Annotated in this window: 11 protein-coding genes and 1 pseudogene; 8 read left to right on the plus strand and 4 right to left on the minus strand. The window is 66.7% G+C overall.

Annotation, left to right across the window (positions count from 1 at the left end):
• Nucleotides 1-67 precede the first annotated feature (67 nt).
• From RZA67_RS03385 to RZA67_RS03395, 3 genes are all read right to left on the minus strand, one after another.
• Entirely contained in the window at nt 68-1,651 is a 1,584-nt protein-coding gene (locus RZA67_RS03385) for a histidine kinase famiy protein (protein ID WP_317213794.1), read from the minus strand.
• 181 nt (nt 1,652-1,832) lie between these two features.
• Nucleotides 1,833-2,726: an SDR family oxidoreductase gene (locus RZA67_RS03390; protein ID WP_317211176.1), complete on the minus strand. Its 894-nt coding sequence runs from the start codon at nt 2,724-2,726 to the stop codon at nt 1,833-1,835.
• 37 nt (nt 2,727-2,763) lie between these two features.
• Nucleotides 2,764-4,605 carry a glycoside hydrolase family 15 protein gene (locus tag RZA67_RS03395; RefSeq protein WP_317211177.1) on the minus strand — a complete coding sequence of 614 codons (1,842 nt, stop codon included), beginning with the start codon at nt 4,603-4,605 and terminating at the stop codon, nt 2,764-2,766.
• 222 nt (nt 4,606-4,827) lie between these two features.
• Here RZA67_RS03395 and RZA67_RS03400 point away from each other — a divergent pair, with 222 nt between their 5' ends.
• From RZA67_RS03400 to RZA67_RS03435, 8 genes and pseudogenes are all read left to right on the plus strand, one after another.
• Nucleotides 4,828-6,162, plus strand: coding sequence for an alpha/beta hydrolase (locus RZA67_RS03400; RefSeq protein WP_317213795.1), 1,335 nt, complete (start codon nt 4,828-4,830; stop codon nt 6,160-6,162).
• A pseudogene (locus RZA67_RS03405) lies at nt 6,162-7,688 on the plus strand (GMC family oxidoreductase); the annotation flags it as partial. The gene RZA67_RS03400 and the pseudogene RZA67_RS03405, both read left to right, overlap by 1 nt.
• Nucleotides 7,689-7,738: 50 nt before the next feature.
• A complete protein-coding gene (locus tag RZA67_RS03410; protein ID WP_317211178.1) occupies nt 7,739-8,542 on the plus strand; it encodes an SDR family oxidoreductase in 804 nt (267 codons plus the stop codon).
• Between the two features lie 94 nt (nt 8,543-8,636).
• The gene (rimK, locus tag RZA67_RS03415) at nt 8,637-9,515 is read left to right on the plus strand and encodes a 30S ribosomal protein S6--L-glutamate ligase (RefSeq protein WP_317211179.1); all 879 of its coding nucleotides are present in this window, start codon (nt 8,637-8,639) and stop codon (nt 9,513-9,515) included.
• A 274-nt stretch (nt 9,516-9,789) separates the two neighbouring features.
• Nucleotides 9,790-10,284, plus strand: coding sequence for a hypothetical protein (locus RZA67_RS03420; RefSeq protein ID WP_317211180.1), 495 nt, complete (start codon nt 9,790-9,792; stop codon nt 10,282-10,284).
• Nucleotides 10,285-10,377: 93 nt separating this feature from the next.
• Entirely contained in the window at nt 10,378-10,869 is a 492-nt protein-coding gene (locus RZA67_RS03425; RefSeq protein WP_317211181.1) for a hypothetical protein, read from the plus strand.
• 163 nt (nt 10,870-11,032) lie between these two features.
• Entirely contained in the window at nt 11,033-11,710 is a 678-nt protein-coding gene (locus RZA67_RS03430) for a response regulator transcription factor (protein WP_317211182.1), read from the plus strand.
• Nucleotides 11,711-11,714: 4 nt separating this feature from the next.
• Entirely contained in the window at nt 11,715-13,040 is a 1,326-nt protein-coding gene (locus tag RZA67_RS03435) for a HAMP domain-containing sensor histidine kinase (protein ID WP_317213796.1), read from the plus strand.
• 66 nt (nt 13,041-13,106) lie between these two features.
• On the opposite strand, the gene coaE is transcribed toward RZA67_RS03435, so the two are convergent.
• Nucleotides 13,107-13,724, minus strand: coding sequence for a dephospho-CoA kinase (coaE, locus tag RZA67_RS03440; protein ID WP_317211183.1), 618 nt, complete (start codon nt 13,722-13,724; stop codon nt 13,107-13,109).
• Nucleotides 13,725-13,728: the final 4 nt, after the last annotated feature.

Consider the following 13,728-nt stretch of genomic DNA (forward strand, 5'->3'; position numbering starts at 1 on the left):
GCCCATCGGCAATGGGCGCGGCCATCGCGCTTCAGCCGGGGTTGGGCCCAGTAAAACCGCCAGCGCCTCAGCCGACGCCAGTCGGTCCTTCCAGTACCAGCCGCACCTTGCGCAGCAGCTGCTGGCGGGTAAAGGGTTTGTTGACCACTTCATATTCGGACCCGCCCGCGTCGGTGCGTTCCAGGCTGGCCTCGGCATACCCGGTGGTGAGCAGCACCTTGATCTTCGGCAGCCGTCGCTTGACCTCGCGCGCCAGCACCACGCCGTTCATGCCGCCGGGCATGATGAGATCGGTAAACAGCAGGTCGAAGGCGGCATCCTGTTCGAGCAGTTTCAGGGCCGCTGCCCCATCGCTGGCCACCACGGTCTGATAACCGCCGGCCTCCAGCAACATCTGCGCCAGCTCGGCAACGTCGTCGCGGTCTTCCACAATCAGGATGCGCTCGCTGCCGCCACGGTCCATTGCGCGGTTGGTAGGCGCCGGGTCCTTGGCCAGGGCGTCGCCGGTGGCCGGGAAGTAGAGGTTGACCGTCGTGCCCTTGTCCGGCTCCGAGGCGATGCGCACCGTGCCGCCGGACTGCTTCACGAACCCATAGACCATCGACAACCCCAGGCCGGTGCCCTGGCCTTCTTCCTTGGTGGTGAAGAAGGGATCCATCACCCTGCGCACGATGTCCGGCGGCATGCCGGCGCCGTTGTCCTGGACCGAAATGCACACAAACCGGCCCGCTGGGAGCTGGTCGACCTTGGCGGCATCGTCCTTGGTAACGCTGACGTTGCGCGTGCACAGGGTTACCTGCTTGTCCGGTCGGGACTCCAGCGCGTCGCGCGCGTTGATCACCAGGTTGAGAATGGCGACCTCGGCCTGGGTCGGATCGATCCTGCAGTTCCACAGCGCCGGAGCCAGATCCATCTTCAGCTCAACCTCGCCACCCACGCGCTGCGTGGCCAGTTCCACGGTCGAGGACACCAGCGTATTGAGGTTCACGGTGCGCCCTTCAAGCTTCTGGCGCCGCGAGAACGCAAGCAGCTGCTGGGTCAAGGTAGCCGCCTTGGTGGCTGCCGACTGCGCCTGCGTGGCAGCACGCCGCACCATGCTGTTGGGCAGCAGTTCGTCCTCGGGTGTGCTGGTGATCATCTCCAGATAGCCGGACATCACCTGCAGCAGGTTGTTGAAGTCGTGGGCAATGCCGCCGGTCAACTGCCCCAGCGCTTCCATCTTCTGCGCCTGGCGCAGCGAATCCTCGGCGTCGCGCCTGCGCGAGACGTCCAGCTGCGAGCCGAAGAAATACACCAGTCGGCCTTCATCATCGAATACCGGTGAGACGAACAGCGCATTCCAGAAGGTCGAGCCGTCCTTGCGGTAGTTCAGTACCTCGGTAGCCGCTTCACGATTTTCCGCAATGGCCTCGCGGATCTCGGCGATCGCGCTCTGGTCGGTTTCCGGCCCTTGCAGGAAGCGGCAGTTCTTGCCGATCAGCTCATCGCGGTCGTAGCCGGTCATTTCCACGAAGGCCCGGTTGGCGAAGATGATCGGGTTATCGGGCTGGTGCGGGTCGGTGATGATCATCGGCATGCGCGTGGTTTCCACGGCGCTGAAGAAAATGTCCGAGCGCTTGTCGCCCTCTACATACTGCTGCTCGCTTCGCACCGCCGGCGAGGGAAAGCCTTTGAATTGATCGTTCGACACGCGGTTTCTTCCCTGGCTGCAGTCTTGAGGTGTGAGAAGGACAGGGCTGAAGGCAGCGCGCCCGCAGCCTGTTCAGCCACTGCGATGTTGCGAGATTACCCGATGGGCCGGGGAAGGCCTTTCACCTTCCCCAGCGCCTCATTCAGGCAATGCCCGCGCCGCCTGTGACACCGAAGACTTCGCCGGTGAGGTAGCTGCCTTCCTGGCCGGCCAGCAGCACGTACACCGGGGCGATTTCCACCGGCTGGCCCGGGCGCTTCATCGGTACCTGGCTGCCGAACTTGGTCACCGCATCGGTCGGCTGGCCACCGGACGACTGCAGTGCGGTCCAGAACGGGCCCGGTGCCACCACGTTGGCGCGGATTCCCTTTTCGATCAGCTGGGCCGACAGCGCCTTGGTGTAGGCCACGATGCCGGCCTTGGTGGTGGCGTAGTCCAGCAGAATGGCAGACGGATCATATGCCTGCACCGATGCGGTGGTGATGACCGACGAGCCGGCCGGCATGTGCGGAACGGCTGCCTGGCAGATCCAGTGCATGGCGTACAGGTTGGTCTTCATCGTCTTGTCGAAGTCCTCGGCGCTGACTTCGGCAATGCTGTCGCGGTACTGCTGGCGTGCGGCATTGACCACCAGGATGTCCAGGCCACCGAAGGCCTCGACGGTGCGTTCGACCATCGTCCTGCACCAGTCGGCATCGGTGATGTCACCCGGCAGTGCCAGCGCCTTGCGGCCTTCGGCTTCGATCAGCGCGAACACTTCTTCGGCATCGGAGGCCTCCGAAGGCAGATAGGACAGGGCGACATCAGCACCTTCGCGTGCGAAAGCGATGGCGGCGGCACGGCCGATGCCGCTGTCGGCGCCGGTGATCAGGGCGCGGCGGCCGGTCAGGCGGCCGTTGCCCTGGTAGGAGGTCTCGCCGTGGTCAGGCACCGGATCCATCTGCGATGCCTTGCCGGGCACCGGCTGCGGCTGGGCCGGGAACGGCGGCTGCGGGTACTGGCTGCGCGGGTCCTGCATTTTCAGTCGGTCGTTCATGTGCATCCTCTCTTGGGTCGGGGGGGAAGAAGGCTGCTCAGGGGCAGTCCAGGGTGTCTGCAATGGTGGCCATCGCCATCACCTGCGCGAGGTGACTCAGGCCTTGCGGGGTATTGCCGAGATAATCACCGGTGGCCGGGTCGACCATTTCGCTCAGCACGCCCTGGCAACGGCCCAGGGCAGCGTTGAGGGCATCCACGCGCTGGCGTGCGTCGTCGCGGTAGCCCAGCCGCGCGTAGGCCTCTGCCATCCAGTAGGAGCAGGCGATGAAGCAGCCTTCCTCCTGTGCCATGCCCGAGTAGCGGTAATGGAAGCCGTCGCGCCCAAGCTCGCGGTCAATGGCGTGCAGGGTCTGCAGCAGGCGCCCGCGGCCATCGAAGCGGAAGCGCACGGCCAGGGCCAGCGCGGCATCGAGCTTGCCGCTGCCGGGATACATCTCGAAGGCCTGCAACGACTCGGACCAGCAATGGGTATCGATCCAGGTGCTGATGCGGTCGCGCTCGCGCTGCCAGCGGTCGCGGCAGGTGGTGGGCAGCTGGCCCTGGTCGGCCAGCTCCACCGCGCGCGCCAGCGCTTGCCAGCAGCTGATCTTGGACATCGTGTAGTGCTGCAGCTCGGGCAGCTCCCAGATGCCCGAGTCCGCCGCGCGCCAGTGGTCGGCGCACAGGTCGGCCAGTCGTGCCAGCAGTTCTGCGCTGGCACCGTCGAGCACGTTGCCGGAAGCAACAAAGCAGTAGGCCGTCTCGAAGATGTCGCCATAGATACCGTGCTGATGCTGGTCACCGGCCAGGTTGCCGCGCACCACCGGCTGCGTGCTGCGATACCCCGGCACGGCCAGCTCGGTGACCGGCGGCACACGCTCGCCATCCAGCGTGAACACCACCTGTGCACCGTGCCGGCGCAGCTGCTTCAGCAGCCAGGTGAACGCCGCTTTGGATTCAGCCTCCAGCCCGGCAGCCAGGAACGCCTGGATCGTATAGCCGGCGTCGCGCACCCACGCGTAGCGGTAATCGTAGTTCTTGCTGCCGCCGATGCGCTCGGGAAGTGACGTGGTGGCCGCTGCGGCAATCGCGCCCGAGGGCGAGTACAGCAGCAGCTTCAGCGCCAGCGTGCTGCGCACGAACGTGGCGCGGTCCCAGCCGTCGTAGGCGACGTTGCGCGCCCAGTCTTTCCATTCGCGGTCGGTAAGGTCAATGCGCCCGTCCACCTCTTCCACCGACGGTGCGACCAGCGGTTCGTCTTCACCCACCACCAGCGCGATGGTCACCCGTTGCCCGGGCGCAACCAAGCACTCGCCGGTGGCGCCCTCATCGCTCCACTGCAATGGCAGGGCGGGGTGATGCACTGCAAGCCCGAGCAGCCGTTCAACGTGGAATACCGTGTGCTGGCCCACCTTCGAGCAGTAAGGGCTGGCCGACTGGCCGCGGGTGCTGGGACGCATGCGTACGGCAAAGCGCACCGTGCCTTTCAGGCCGTCGATACGCCGGGCCAGCTCGCACCAGGGCAGGCGGCCTGCGTTGCCGCTGTTGAGCGACTCGGTCAACGAGGCCCGGCCAGAGGCTGTGGTGAAGGTGGTGACCAGCACATTGCTTTCAGTGAGGTAATGGCGCTGCGCGGTGAAGGGCTCCACCGGTGCAATGCTGAAGTAGCCGCCCTGGTCGGCATCCAGCAGGCGGTCGAACAGCGGCTTGCTGTCCACGTTCGGCGCGCACCACCAGTCAATTGACCCATCGCAGCCGCTCAGCGCGACCGAACGTCCTTCGCCGAGCGCCGAGTACTGCTCGATGGGCAGCGCGCCGTCTGCACGCCGTCCACCTTCCTGCAACGCGACCAGGTGCTCGTGATCGTGGCGCTCGCCGTTTTCCTGCGGCGGGCTCATCGGCTCACCTGGCGGCCAGCAGGCAGGTCCGTGCCGGCGAAGATCGGAACACACATGGGAACAGTCCAGACGGGGGGTGAGGTCGAAGCTAGAAGGAGGCGTGCGCAGGCCGGGTGAGGCAGGTTTCACGGCCACGTGATCGTTGCGCTGCGTTGACATCGGCCTGCACGCGGCGTGGACAGAATGACGACCATGCTCGCGGTCCACATCTTCGAGGTCGCCATGTCCCGTCCCGTTGTTTTTTTCCTGCACAGCCTTGGCGCCAGCCGGCGCGAGTGGGACCAGGTGCAGGGCGCGCTGGGTGACCGCGTCGAGTGCATCGCGCTGGACATACCGGGCTTTGGCGGCACCCCGGCGGGCACGGTGTTGTCCATCGATGTTCTGGTGGACTGGTTCGAGGCCGAGGTAGCCGAGCGTGCGCCGGCCTGCTGGTTCGTGGTGGGGCACAGCATGGGCGGCAAGATCGCAACGCTCACTGCGGCACGCAGCCGCGACGGTGCTCAAGGGCTGGCCGGGCTCGCCGGCGTGGTGCTGGTCGCCGCATCACCGCCTTGTCCGGAACCGATGGACGAAGATCGGCGCGCGGCGATGCTGGGCTGGTTCGGCCCGGAAGGTCCGAGCCGCCAGAATGCAGAGACATTCATCGACGCCAATACCCATCAGCCGCTCACCGGCCCCCTGCGCGAAGCGGCCGTCGCCGACGTGCTGCGCGCCGATCCGGCGGCGTGGTGCGCATGGCTGCATGAGGGCAGCCGGCAGCATCGGCAGGAACAGGCCGGAAAGCTGGTTGTGCCGGCGTTGATTCTCGCCGGTGCCGAAGACGGCGATCTGGGTGAGGATGCCCAGCGCGCGCTCAACGCGCCGCACTACGTGCATGCCGAGGTCGACACGGTGCCAGGCGCTGCGCACCTGATTCCACTGGAGCAGCCGCAGTGGCTGGCCCAGCGGATTGCCCAGTGGGTTGAGCCGCAGCGGGCGCGCGCGCTGCCAGCGGCGTTTGTTGACCTGCTCAATGCCGAGCGCGTTGCACCTCGGATGCGCGCGCGCCTGCTGGCGCGACACGCCACCCCGCCGATGCCCGCAGCGCTCGCCCCGCACCGCGCCACGCTGGTTGCACTGGCAGCGTGCGTGGTGCCCGGTGCCGATGCACACGATCTGGCACTGCGCGTTGCCGATGCGCTGGCAGACGGCGCGGGCGATGGCTGGCGGTTTGCGGACCTGCCGGCCGACGCCGATGCGTGGACGCTCGCTCTACGCCAGCTGGAGGCCGAAGGCGTGGGTTTTGCTGCGATGGACGCCACGCAGCAGCGGTCCAGGCTCAGTGCAATCGTCGAGCAGCGAACTGCACCTGAGAGCAGCCATGGGCTCGATGCGCAGCAATGGGCGCGCTGGTTCGAGGATGCGCGCGCCCTGTTCGCGCGCACCTGGATGAGCCTGCCTTCAACCTGGGCCGCGATCGGCTACGACGGGTTCGCAGTTGGCGGCCGTGGTGCGCACAGCCCGGGTTATCAGCATACGGAGGCAGGCAGCGTCGACGCCTGGCAGCTGCCATGCTGATGCAGACCCAGCGTCTTTCCGGCGCACCGGAGCAGGTGGACGCGGTGGTCATCGGCAGCGGCGCCGGCGGTGCGCCGTTGGCGGCGCGGCTCGCGCAGGCGGGCGTATCGGTGCTGGTGCTGGAGGCGGGCGACACCTTCGCACCCGACGATCATCTTGCCGACGAACTGGCCACCGACATCTACTGGATGGAGGAGCGCCTGAGCGGCGGTGAAACGCCCACGGCGTTCGGCGCCAACAACTCCGGCCAGGGTGTGGGGGGCTCCACGCTGCACTGGGGCGCCTTCTGCCCGCGCCCGGATGCGCGCGATCTCCGTCTGCGTTCACTCTCCGGGCAGGGCGCTGACTGGCCGATCGCCGAAGCGGAATTGCGTGCCTACCTGCAGCGCGTGGAAACCTTCATCGGCGTCTCCGGCCCGGCCCATTATCCCTGGGATGTGAGTCGCCGCTACGCGTATCCTCCGGTGCAGCGCAATGCGTCCGCGCAGGCGATGCAGCGCGGCTGCGATGCGCTGGGGCTGCGCGCCTCCGATGCACCGGCCGCACTGGTCAGCCAGGCAAGGCAGCAACCGCATTGGGGTCTGCGCCAGGCCTGCAATCATTGTGGCGCCTGCCATCAAGGCTGCAGCAACGGCGCCAAGAACAGCATGGACACCTCGTGGCTGCCCTGGGCAGTGGCGCACGGTGCGGTCATCCGCGCGCGCAGCCGGGTAGTGGACCTGGAGCGCGACGCGCGCGGTCGCATCACCGGCGTGGTCTACCAGCGCGACCAGCGGCTGCACCGGGTCGCCTGCGCTGCTGCGTTTCTGTGCGCGGGCGGGGTGGAAACCCCCCGGCTGCTGCTCAATCTGGAGCTGGCCAACAGCAGTGGTCAGGTGGGGCGAAACTTCATGGCGCATGTGGCGACCCAGGTGTGGGGCCGGTTTGATGCAGACATGTGCATGAACCGCGGCTACCCGTCTTCGCTGATCAGCGAGGATTTCCTGCGCCCCGCCGATGCTGATTTTGCCGGGGGATACCTGGTCCAGAGCCTGGGTGTGCAGCCGGTGACGCTGGCCAATACCCTGGCGCGCGGCGCTGGCCTGTGGGGCCAGCCACTGGTTGACACCCTGGCCGACTACCGGCATCTGGCCGGCATCGGCATCAACGGCGAGTGCCTGCCGCAGGACCGTAACCGGCTCACGCTCAGTGACGAGCGTGATGCCTTTGGCATGCGCCGCGCGCGTGTGGATTTCAGTTATGGCGCCAACGAGAAGGCGCTGGATGCGCATGCCCAGCGACAGCTGACGCGTATCTGGGAAGCCGCTGGCGCCACGGGTATTTTTGCCGCCGCGCGCTCGGCCCACACGTTGGGCACGTGCCGCATGGGCATCTCCGCCGACAGCGCGGTGGTCGACGCCGATGGCCGCAGCTTCGACATCCCCAATCTTTTCATCTGCGACAACTCGGTCTTCCCCAGTGCGCTGGCGGCCAACCCGGCGCTTACCCAGATGGCACTGGGACTGCGCACCGCCGAGCGCTTCCTGCAGACGCAGCCTGCGCACGGCCTCTCACGTACCCCCCGCAAGGACATCACATGGATCTCGGAATAGAAGGGCGCATTGCGCTGGTCAGCGGTGCTGACTCGGGCATGGGCAAGCAGACCGCGCGTGAACTGCTGCAGGCAGGCGCGCACGTGGCCATCACCGATGTGGCGGACGGCACACTCGATGAGGCACTTGCCGAGCTGTCGCCGCTGGGCAAGGTCATCGCCGTTGCCGGCGATGTGACCCGCGAAGAGGACGTCCAGCGCATCTGGGCCACCGTACGCGATGCGCTGGGCGAGCCGGACATCTACGTCAACGCCGCTGGGGTCACCGGCGCTACCGGCGATTTTCTCGACGTGGATGATGCCGGCTGGCTGCGCACGCTGGACATCAATCTGATGGGCGCGGTGCGCATGTGCCGCCAGGCCATCCCGGCCATGCGCGCGCGCGGCTGGGGCCGCATCGTGCTGTTCGCCTCGGAGGATGCGGTACAGCCGTACACCGACGAGCTGCCGTACTGTGCCTCCAAGGCGGGTGTGCTCAGCCTGGCAAAGGGACTGTCCAAGCAGTATGGCAAGGACAACATCATGATCAACACCGTGTCGCCGGCCTTCATCCAGACGCCGATGACCGACGCGATGATGCACAAGCGGGCCAAGGAGAAGGGCATCTCCTTCGAGGAGGCCATCCGCACGTTCCTGGATGAGGAACGTCCCGGCATGGTGCTCAAGCGCCGCGGCTGCCCCGAGGAGGTCGCCGCTGCGGTGCTGCTGCTGTGCTCGGAGCGGGCCAGCTTCATCAACGGCGCCAACATCCGGGTCGATTCGGGCTCGGTGATGACCCTGGCGGGCTGAAAGCAGGCGGCGATGAACCGGCGCTGCGCAGGCGGCGGCGCCGACCTTCAATCGTCATCCTGTGCAGCAGTGCGCGCGCTATGCTCTGCGTACCATGAAGCTTGCCATCCTCTCCCGCAACACCAGGCTGTATTCCACCCGCCGGCTGGTGGAGGCCGCGCGCGCGCGCGGCCACACCGTGCGCGTGCTCGACCCGCTGCGCTGCTACATGCGCATTGCCACCGACGGGTTTTCGATGCACTACAAAGGCAAGCCGCTGGCCGGGGTCGATGCGGTGATCCCGCGCATCGGCGCCTCCATCACCCGTTACGGCACCGCCGTGCTGCGCCAGTTCGAGTTGATGGGCGCGCGCACGCCCAATCCTTCCGACGCCATCCTGCGAGCACGCGACAAGCTGCGCGCACACCAGCTGCTGGCCGCCAAGGGCATCGACATGCCGGTGACAGTGTTCGGCGACAACCCCGATGACACCGTCGACCTGCTTTCCATGCTCGGCCCGCCGCCGCACGTGGTGAAGCTCAACGAGGGCACCCAGGGCAGGGGCGTGATCCTCACCGAGAAGGCCAGCGCCTCGCGCGGCATCGTCGAGGCACTGCGCGGGCTGTATGCCAACTTCCTGATGCAGGAGTTCATCGGCGAGGCACAGGGCGCCGACCTGCGCTGCCTGGTGGTGGGCGACCAGGTGGTGGCCTCGATGCAGCGCCAGGCGGCCGAGGGCGATTTCCGCTCCAACCTGCATGCCGGCGGCAGCGCTCAAGCGAGCAAGGCCAGCCGGGCTGAGGCGCAGCTGGCCGTGCGCTCGGCCAAGGCACTGGGCCTGAGCGTGGCCGGGGTCGACCTGATCCGCTCCGCGCGCGGCCCGCTGGTGCTGGAGGTGAACTCCACCCCCGGCCTGGAAGGGATCGAGGCCGCCTGCGGTGTCGATATCGCCACGCGCATCATCGCCCATGTGGAGAAGGTGGTAAGTCGCTGAATTGGATGGAGATTGTTGGGAGTTGCAGGTATTTTGCCGCTTTTAACAATGCTTTAATCGACATGGCGGTAGAGTCTGTCTTACCGCAGCTCTGCCTCACCAGCAGGATCGGTCATCGGGATATGAAATTTGTGCCTGGGCGGCGACGCCCGGGCCTTTTTTTGTCCTGCTGGTCGCTGCGGCTTCACTCGAGGCAGGGCAGGACGTTCCTCACGCTTGCCTGTCTGTGTCGGGCAGGCTTAGAGTCGCGGTTCACTCCAGGAAGGATTGATTCATGAAGCTGCACTACGCTGCATTGCTCGGCATGGCCATGGGAATGGCATTGGCTGCCGCCGCCCCCGGCGTTGCCCACGCGCGCGAGGATGACAAGAAGCCCTACCAGCTCACCGATGATGAGCCGCTGCAGGCGCAGTTGCAGCGTGTGGAAAGCACGCTTGAAAGCGAGCGCTACAGCGAGATCAGCCCGGCGGCCAAGCTGGAGGTGCGCGGGCTGCTGCTGCGCATGCGTACCGCGCTGGGCGACAAGACCCAGATCAGCCAGATGGACCCCACCGCGCAGGTCGCGCTGTACAACGACCAGTCCAAGGTCAACCAGATCCTGTCCCAGGCTCACGCCGACAGCCGCATGGTGTGCCGTCGCGAACGCGTCATCGGCAGCAACATGCCGCAGAACCAGTGTATGACGGTGGCCGAGCGGCGCCGGGTGACGGAAAACGCCCAGCGCGAGCTGCTGAGCCGCGACCGCAACCAGAAGATCGGCGGTCCCTGAGGCGCACTGGATACCCTGACAAGGGGCATTCGTCCCTTGCTCGTTTCATTGGCGTGGACCTAGAGTTCCCGCTTCATTCAAGGAGGAACTTCCATGCAGATTCGTTGCGTTGTCATCGGCCTGACCGTAGGGCTGCTGCTGGCCACTGTGCCCGCGCATGCCGCCAGGCAGGGCGAGCTGGTACAGATGAACGGCCAGCACCCGGTTGAACCGCAGGTCCGTGCGGTCGAGCAGGCATTGAGCACTGACGATTACAGCGAGCTGAGCCTGGAGGATCGCAGCAAGGTGCGTGCCGCGCTCAACCGCATCCGCACGGTGATGGGCGACAAACAGACCGTGGCCGAGATCAATCCCGGCGCCCGCGTTGACGTTTTCAACGAGCAGCAACTGGTCAACACCCTGCTGACCCAGGCCCACGCCGACAGCCGCATGGTCTGCCGCCGCGAGCGCGCCACTGGCAGCAACCGCCTGGTCAGCAACTGCATGACCGTGGCCCAGCGCCGCAAGGCCGCCGAGGATGCCAAGGACAGTCTGCAGCGCAGCGCACGCGAGGGCAGCCGCGCGTTCGACGAGCGCGGCATATGAAGAACCTGCGAAAGCCGGGCGGTTTCGCGCGGCGTTCGCGTCGGTCTGAGTGAAATGTTAATACTCCTGCCTGTATTGTTGGCCAAAGCCGACTGCAGGCGCCGGACAGTCCACCAGACCCCGGGCAGCTCTCCTGCGCCCCCAACTGAATCATGAGGTTCCAGTGCGTATTCTCGTCATCGAAGACAACAGCGACATCGCAGCCAATCTGGGTGACTATCTGGAAGACCGCGGCCATACCGTGGATTTCGCCGCTGATGGTGTAACCGGCCTGCATCTGGCCGTGGTCCATGACTTCGACGCCATCGTGCTCGACCTGAACCTGCCGGGCATGGACGGGATCGAGGTCTGCCGCAAGCTGCGCAACGAAGCGCGCAAGCAGACCCCGGTGCTGATGCTCACCGCCCGCGATTCGCTGGACAACAAGCTGGCCGGGTTCGATTCCGGCGCTGACGACTATCTGATCAAGCCTTTTGCCCTGCAGGAAGTGGAAGTGCGCTTGAACGCGCTGTCGCGCCGCGGCAAGGGTGTACAGACCCGCGTGCTGGAAACCGGCGACCTGGAATACAACCTGGACACGCTGGAAGTGCGTCGCCAGAGCAAGCTGCTGCAGCTCAATCCCACCGCACTGAAGATTCTGCAGGCGCTGATGGAAGCCGCCCCGGCCGTGGTGACCCGCCAGGAGCTGGAAACCCGCGTGTGGGGCGAAGAACTGCCCGATTCGGACTCGCTGCGCGTGCACATCCATGGGCTGCGCGCGGTGGTGGACAAGCCGTTTGACGTGCCGCTGATCCAGACCCGCCATGGCATCGGCTACCGCATCGCCGCTCCGGAAGCCTGATCCCGTGGTGGAGGGGGGGAAGCGGCGGCGTACGCCGTATCGGCGGCGCCTGCGCAGCCGCATCATCGTCTCGTTTGTGTTGCTGGGCTTCTGCCTGACGACGCTGTTTGCGTTTGCCACCAACTGGGCCCGCACGCGGGTAGAGAACCAGCTGGTGGAAGATGTGATGAACCGGAACATCAACGAGTTCGCGCACCGCTTCTACGAAGACCCCCTGCGCAGCCCGGACCTGCCGTTCCAGCAGATCCGGGCGTTTGCCTATACCAGCGACAAGTTCGAACGTGTCCGCGAGGAGCGCCCCGACTGGGCCGCGCTCAGCGATGGTATCCACAACGTGGTGGGCCAGGACGAGCACAACGAGCCCTATTCGTACAAGCTGGCCGTGCGCAAGACGCCGGAGGCGTGGTTCTTCCTGGCGTATGACATGGGCGACAGCATGCGCGGCGAGCAGCAGCTCAAGCGCGCGTTGTTGCTGTCGGTACTTGTGTTCAGTGCGCTCTCGCTGATTCTCGGCTGGTGGTCGGCCTCCAAGGTGATGAAGCCGGTCTCGGACCTGGCCCGTCGCCTGCGCGCCTATCGCGGCGGCACCAGCGAGCCGGAACTGTTGGCCCCGCGCTTTCCCGATGACGAAGTGGGGCAGCTGGCCCAGGCGCTGGACGACTACTCCCTGCGGCTCACCGAAGTGGTCCAGCGCGACCGCGAGTTCAACGCCGACGTCAGCCACGAGCTGCGCACGCCGTTGGCCGTGATCCGTGGCGCCACCGAATTGCTGCTGGCCCGTCCCGGGCTGGATGACAAGGTGCTGCAGCGCCTGCAGCGCATCCAGCGGGCCGAACAGCAGTGCACCGACCTGATCGGCTCGCTGTTGCTGCTGTCGCGCAACGAGCGCGGGCAGGGCACCAGCAACGTGGCCCGCGTGGCCGAACAGCTCCTTGATGCACACCGCGCCCAGCTTGGCGGCAAACCACTGGAACTGGTGCTGGAAGGCAGCCGCGACCTGGTGGTGGATGCACCCGAGTCAGCGTTGTCTGTGGCGCTGGGCAACCTCATCGGCAACGCCGTGAAATACTCGCAGGAAGGCGAAGTACGGGTGCACGTGGGTGATGGTGTGGTCTCGGTCTCCGACAGCGGCCCCGGCCTGAGCGAGGAAGACGCCGCCAAGCTGTTCCAGCGCGGCTATCGCGGCACCCATGCCGGCCATTCGCAGGGCGGTGGCATCGGCCTGTCCATCGTCAGCCGGCTGTGCGACCTGTACGGCTGGCAGGTAAGCGTGCGTCCCGGCGGCGAGCGCGGCGTCATCGCCAGCCTGACCTTCTCCCCCGGTAGGTGACGACCGTTGGTCGTCACGCCCTGGCTTTGGGCTCTGGCTCCGGCCCCAGCGGGGCAGAGCCCCGCTCTACGAACGCTGCGCGGCCGCCGCCAGATACTGCCGATGCAGCGCCTCCACCTGCGCCTGCAGCGCATCGGGGTGGCCATCATTGACCACTACATCCTCGGCCAGCGCCAACCGCTGCTCCCGGCTCGCCTGCGCATCGATCATCTGCTGCGCCAGCCGCGCATCGGCGCCATCGCGCTGCATCAACCGCGCGTGCTGCACCGCCACCGGCGCGTCCACCACCACGATCCGATCCAGCCACGGGTAAGCCTGTCGGCCACCCACCTCGGCCAGCAGCGGAATGGCCGCGATCGCATACGCGCTTTCCGCTTGACGGCACTGCGCCTGCATCAGCTCGCGAATGGCCGGGTGCGTGATCGCCTCCAGCGCCCTGCGCTCGGCCGGATCGGCAAACACACGCGCGCGCAGCTGCGCCCGGTCCAGGCTGCCATCAGCCTGCAGCACCTGGGCCCCGAACCGCTGCGCGATACGCGCCAGCGCCGGGCTGCCGACTGCCACCACCGCACGTGCGGCCAGGTCTGCATCGGCCACCACGATGCCCAGCGCCTCGAAGCGCCGGGACACTTCGCTCTTGCCCGAGGCGATGCCCCCGGTCAGTCCAACGACATAGCCGCTCATCGCG

This window comes from Stenotrophomonas sp. C3(2023) (genome assembly GCF_032911385.1).
GTDB lineage: Bacteria > Pseudomonadota > Gammaproteobacteria > Xanthomonadales > Xanthomonadaceae > Stenotrophomonas.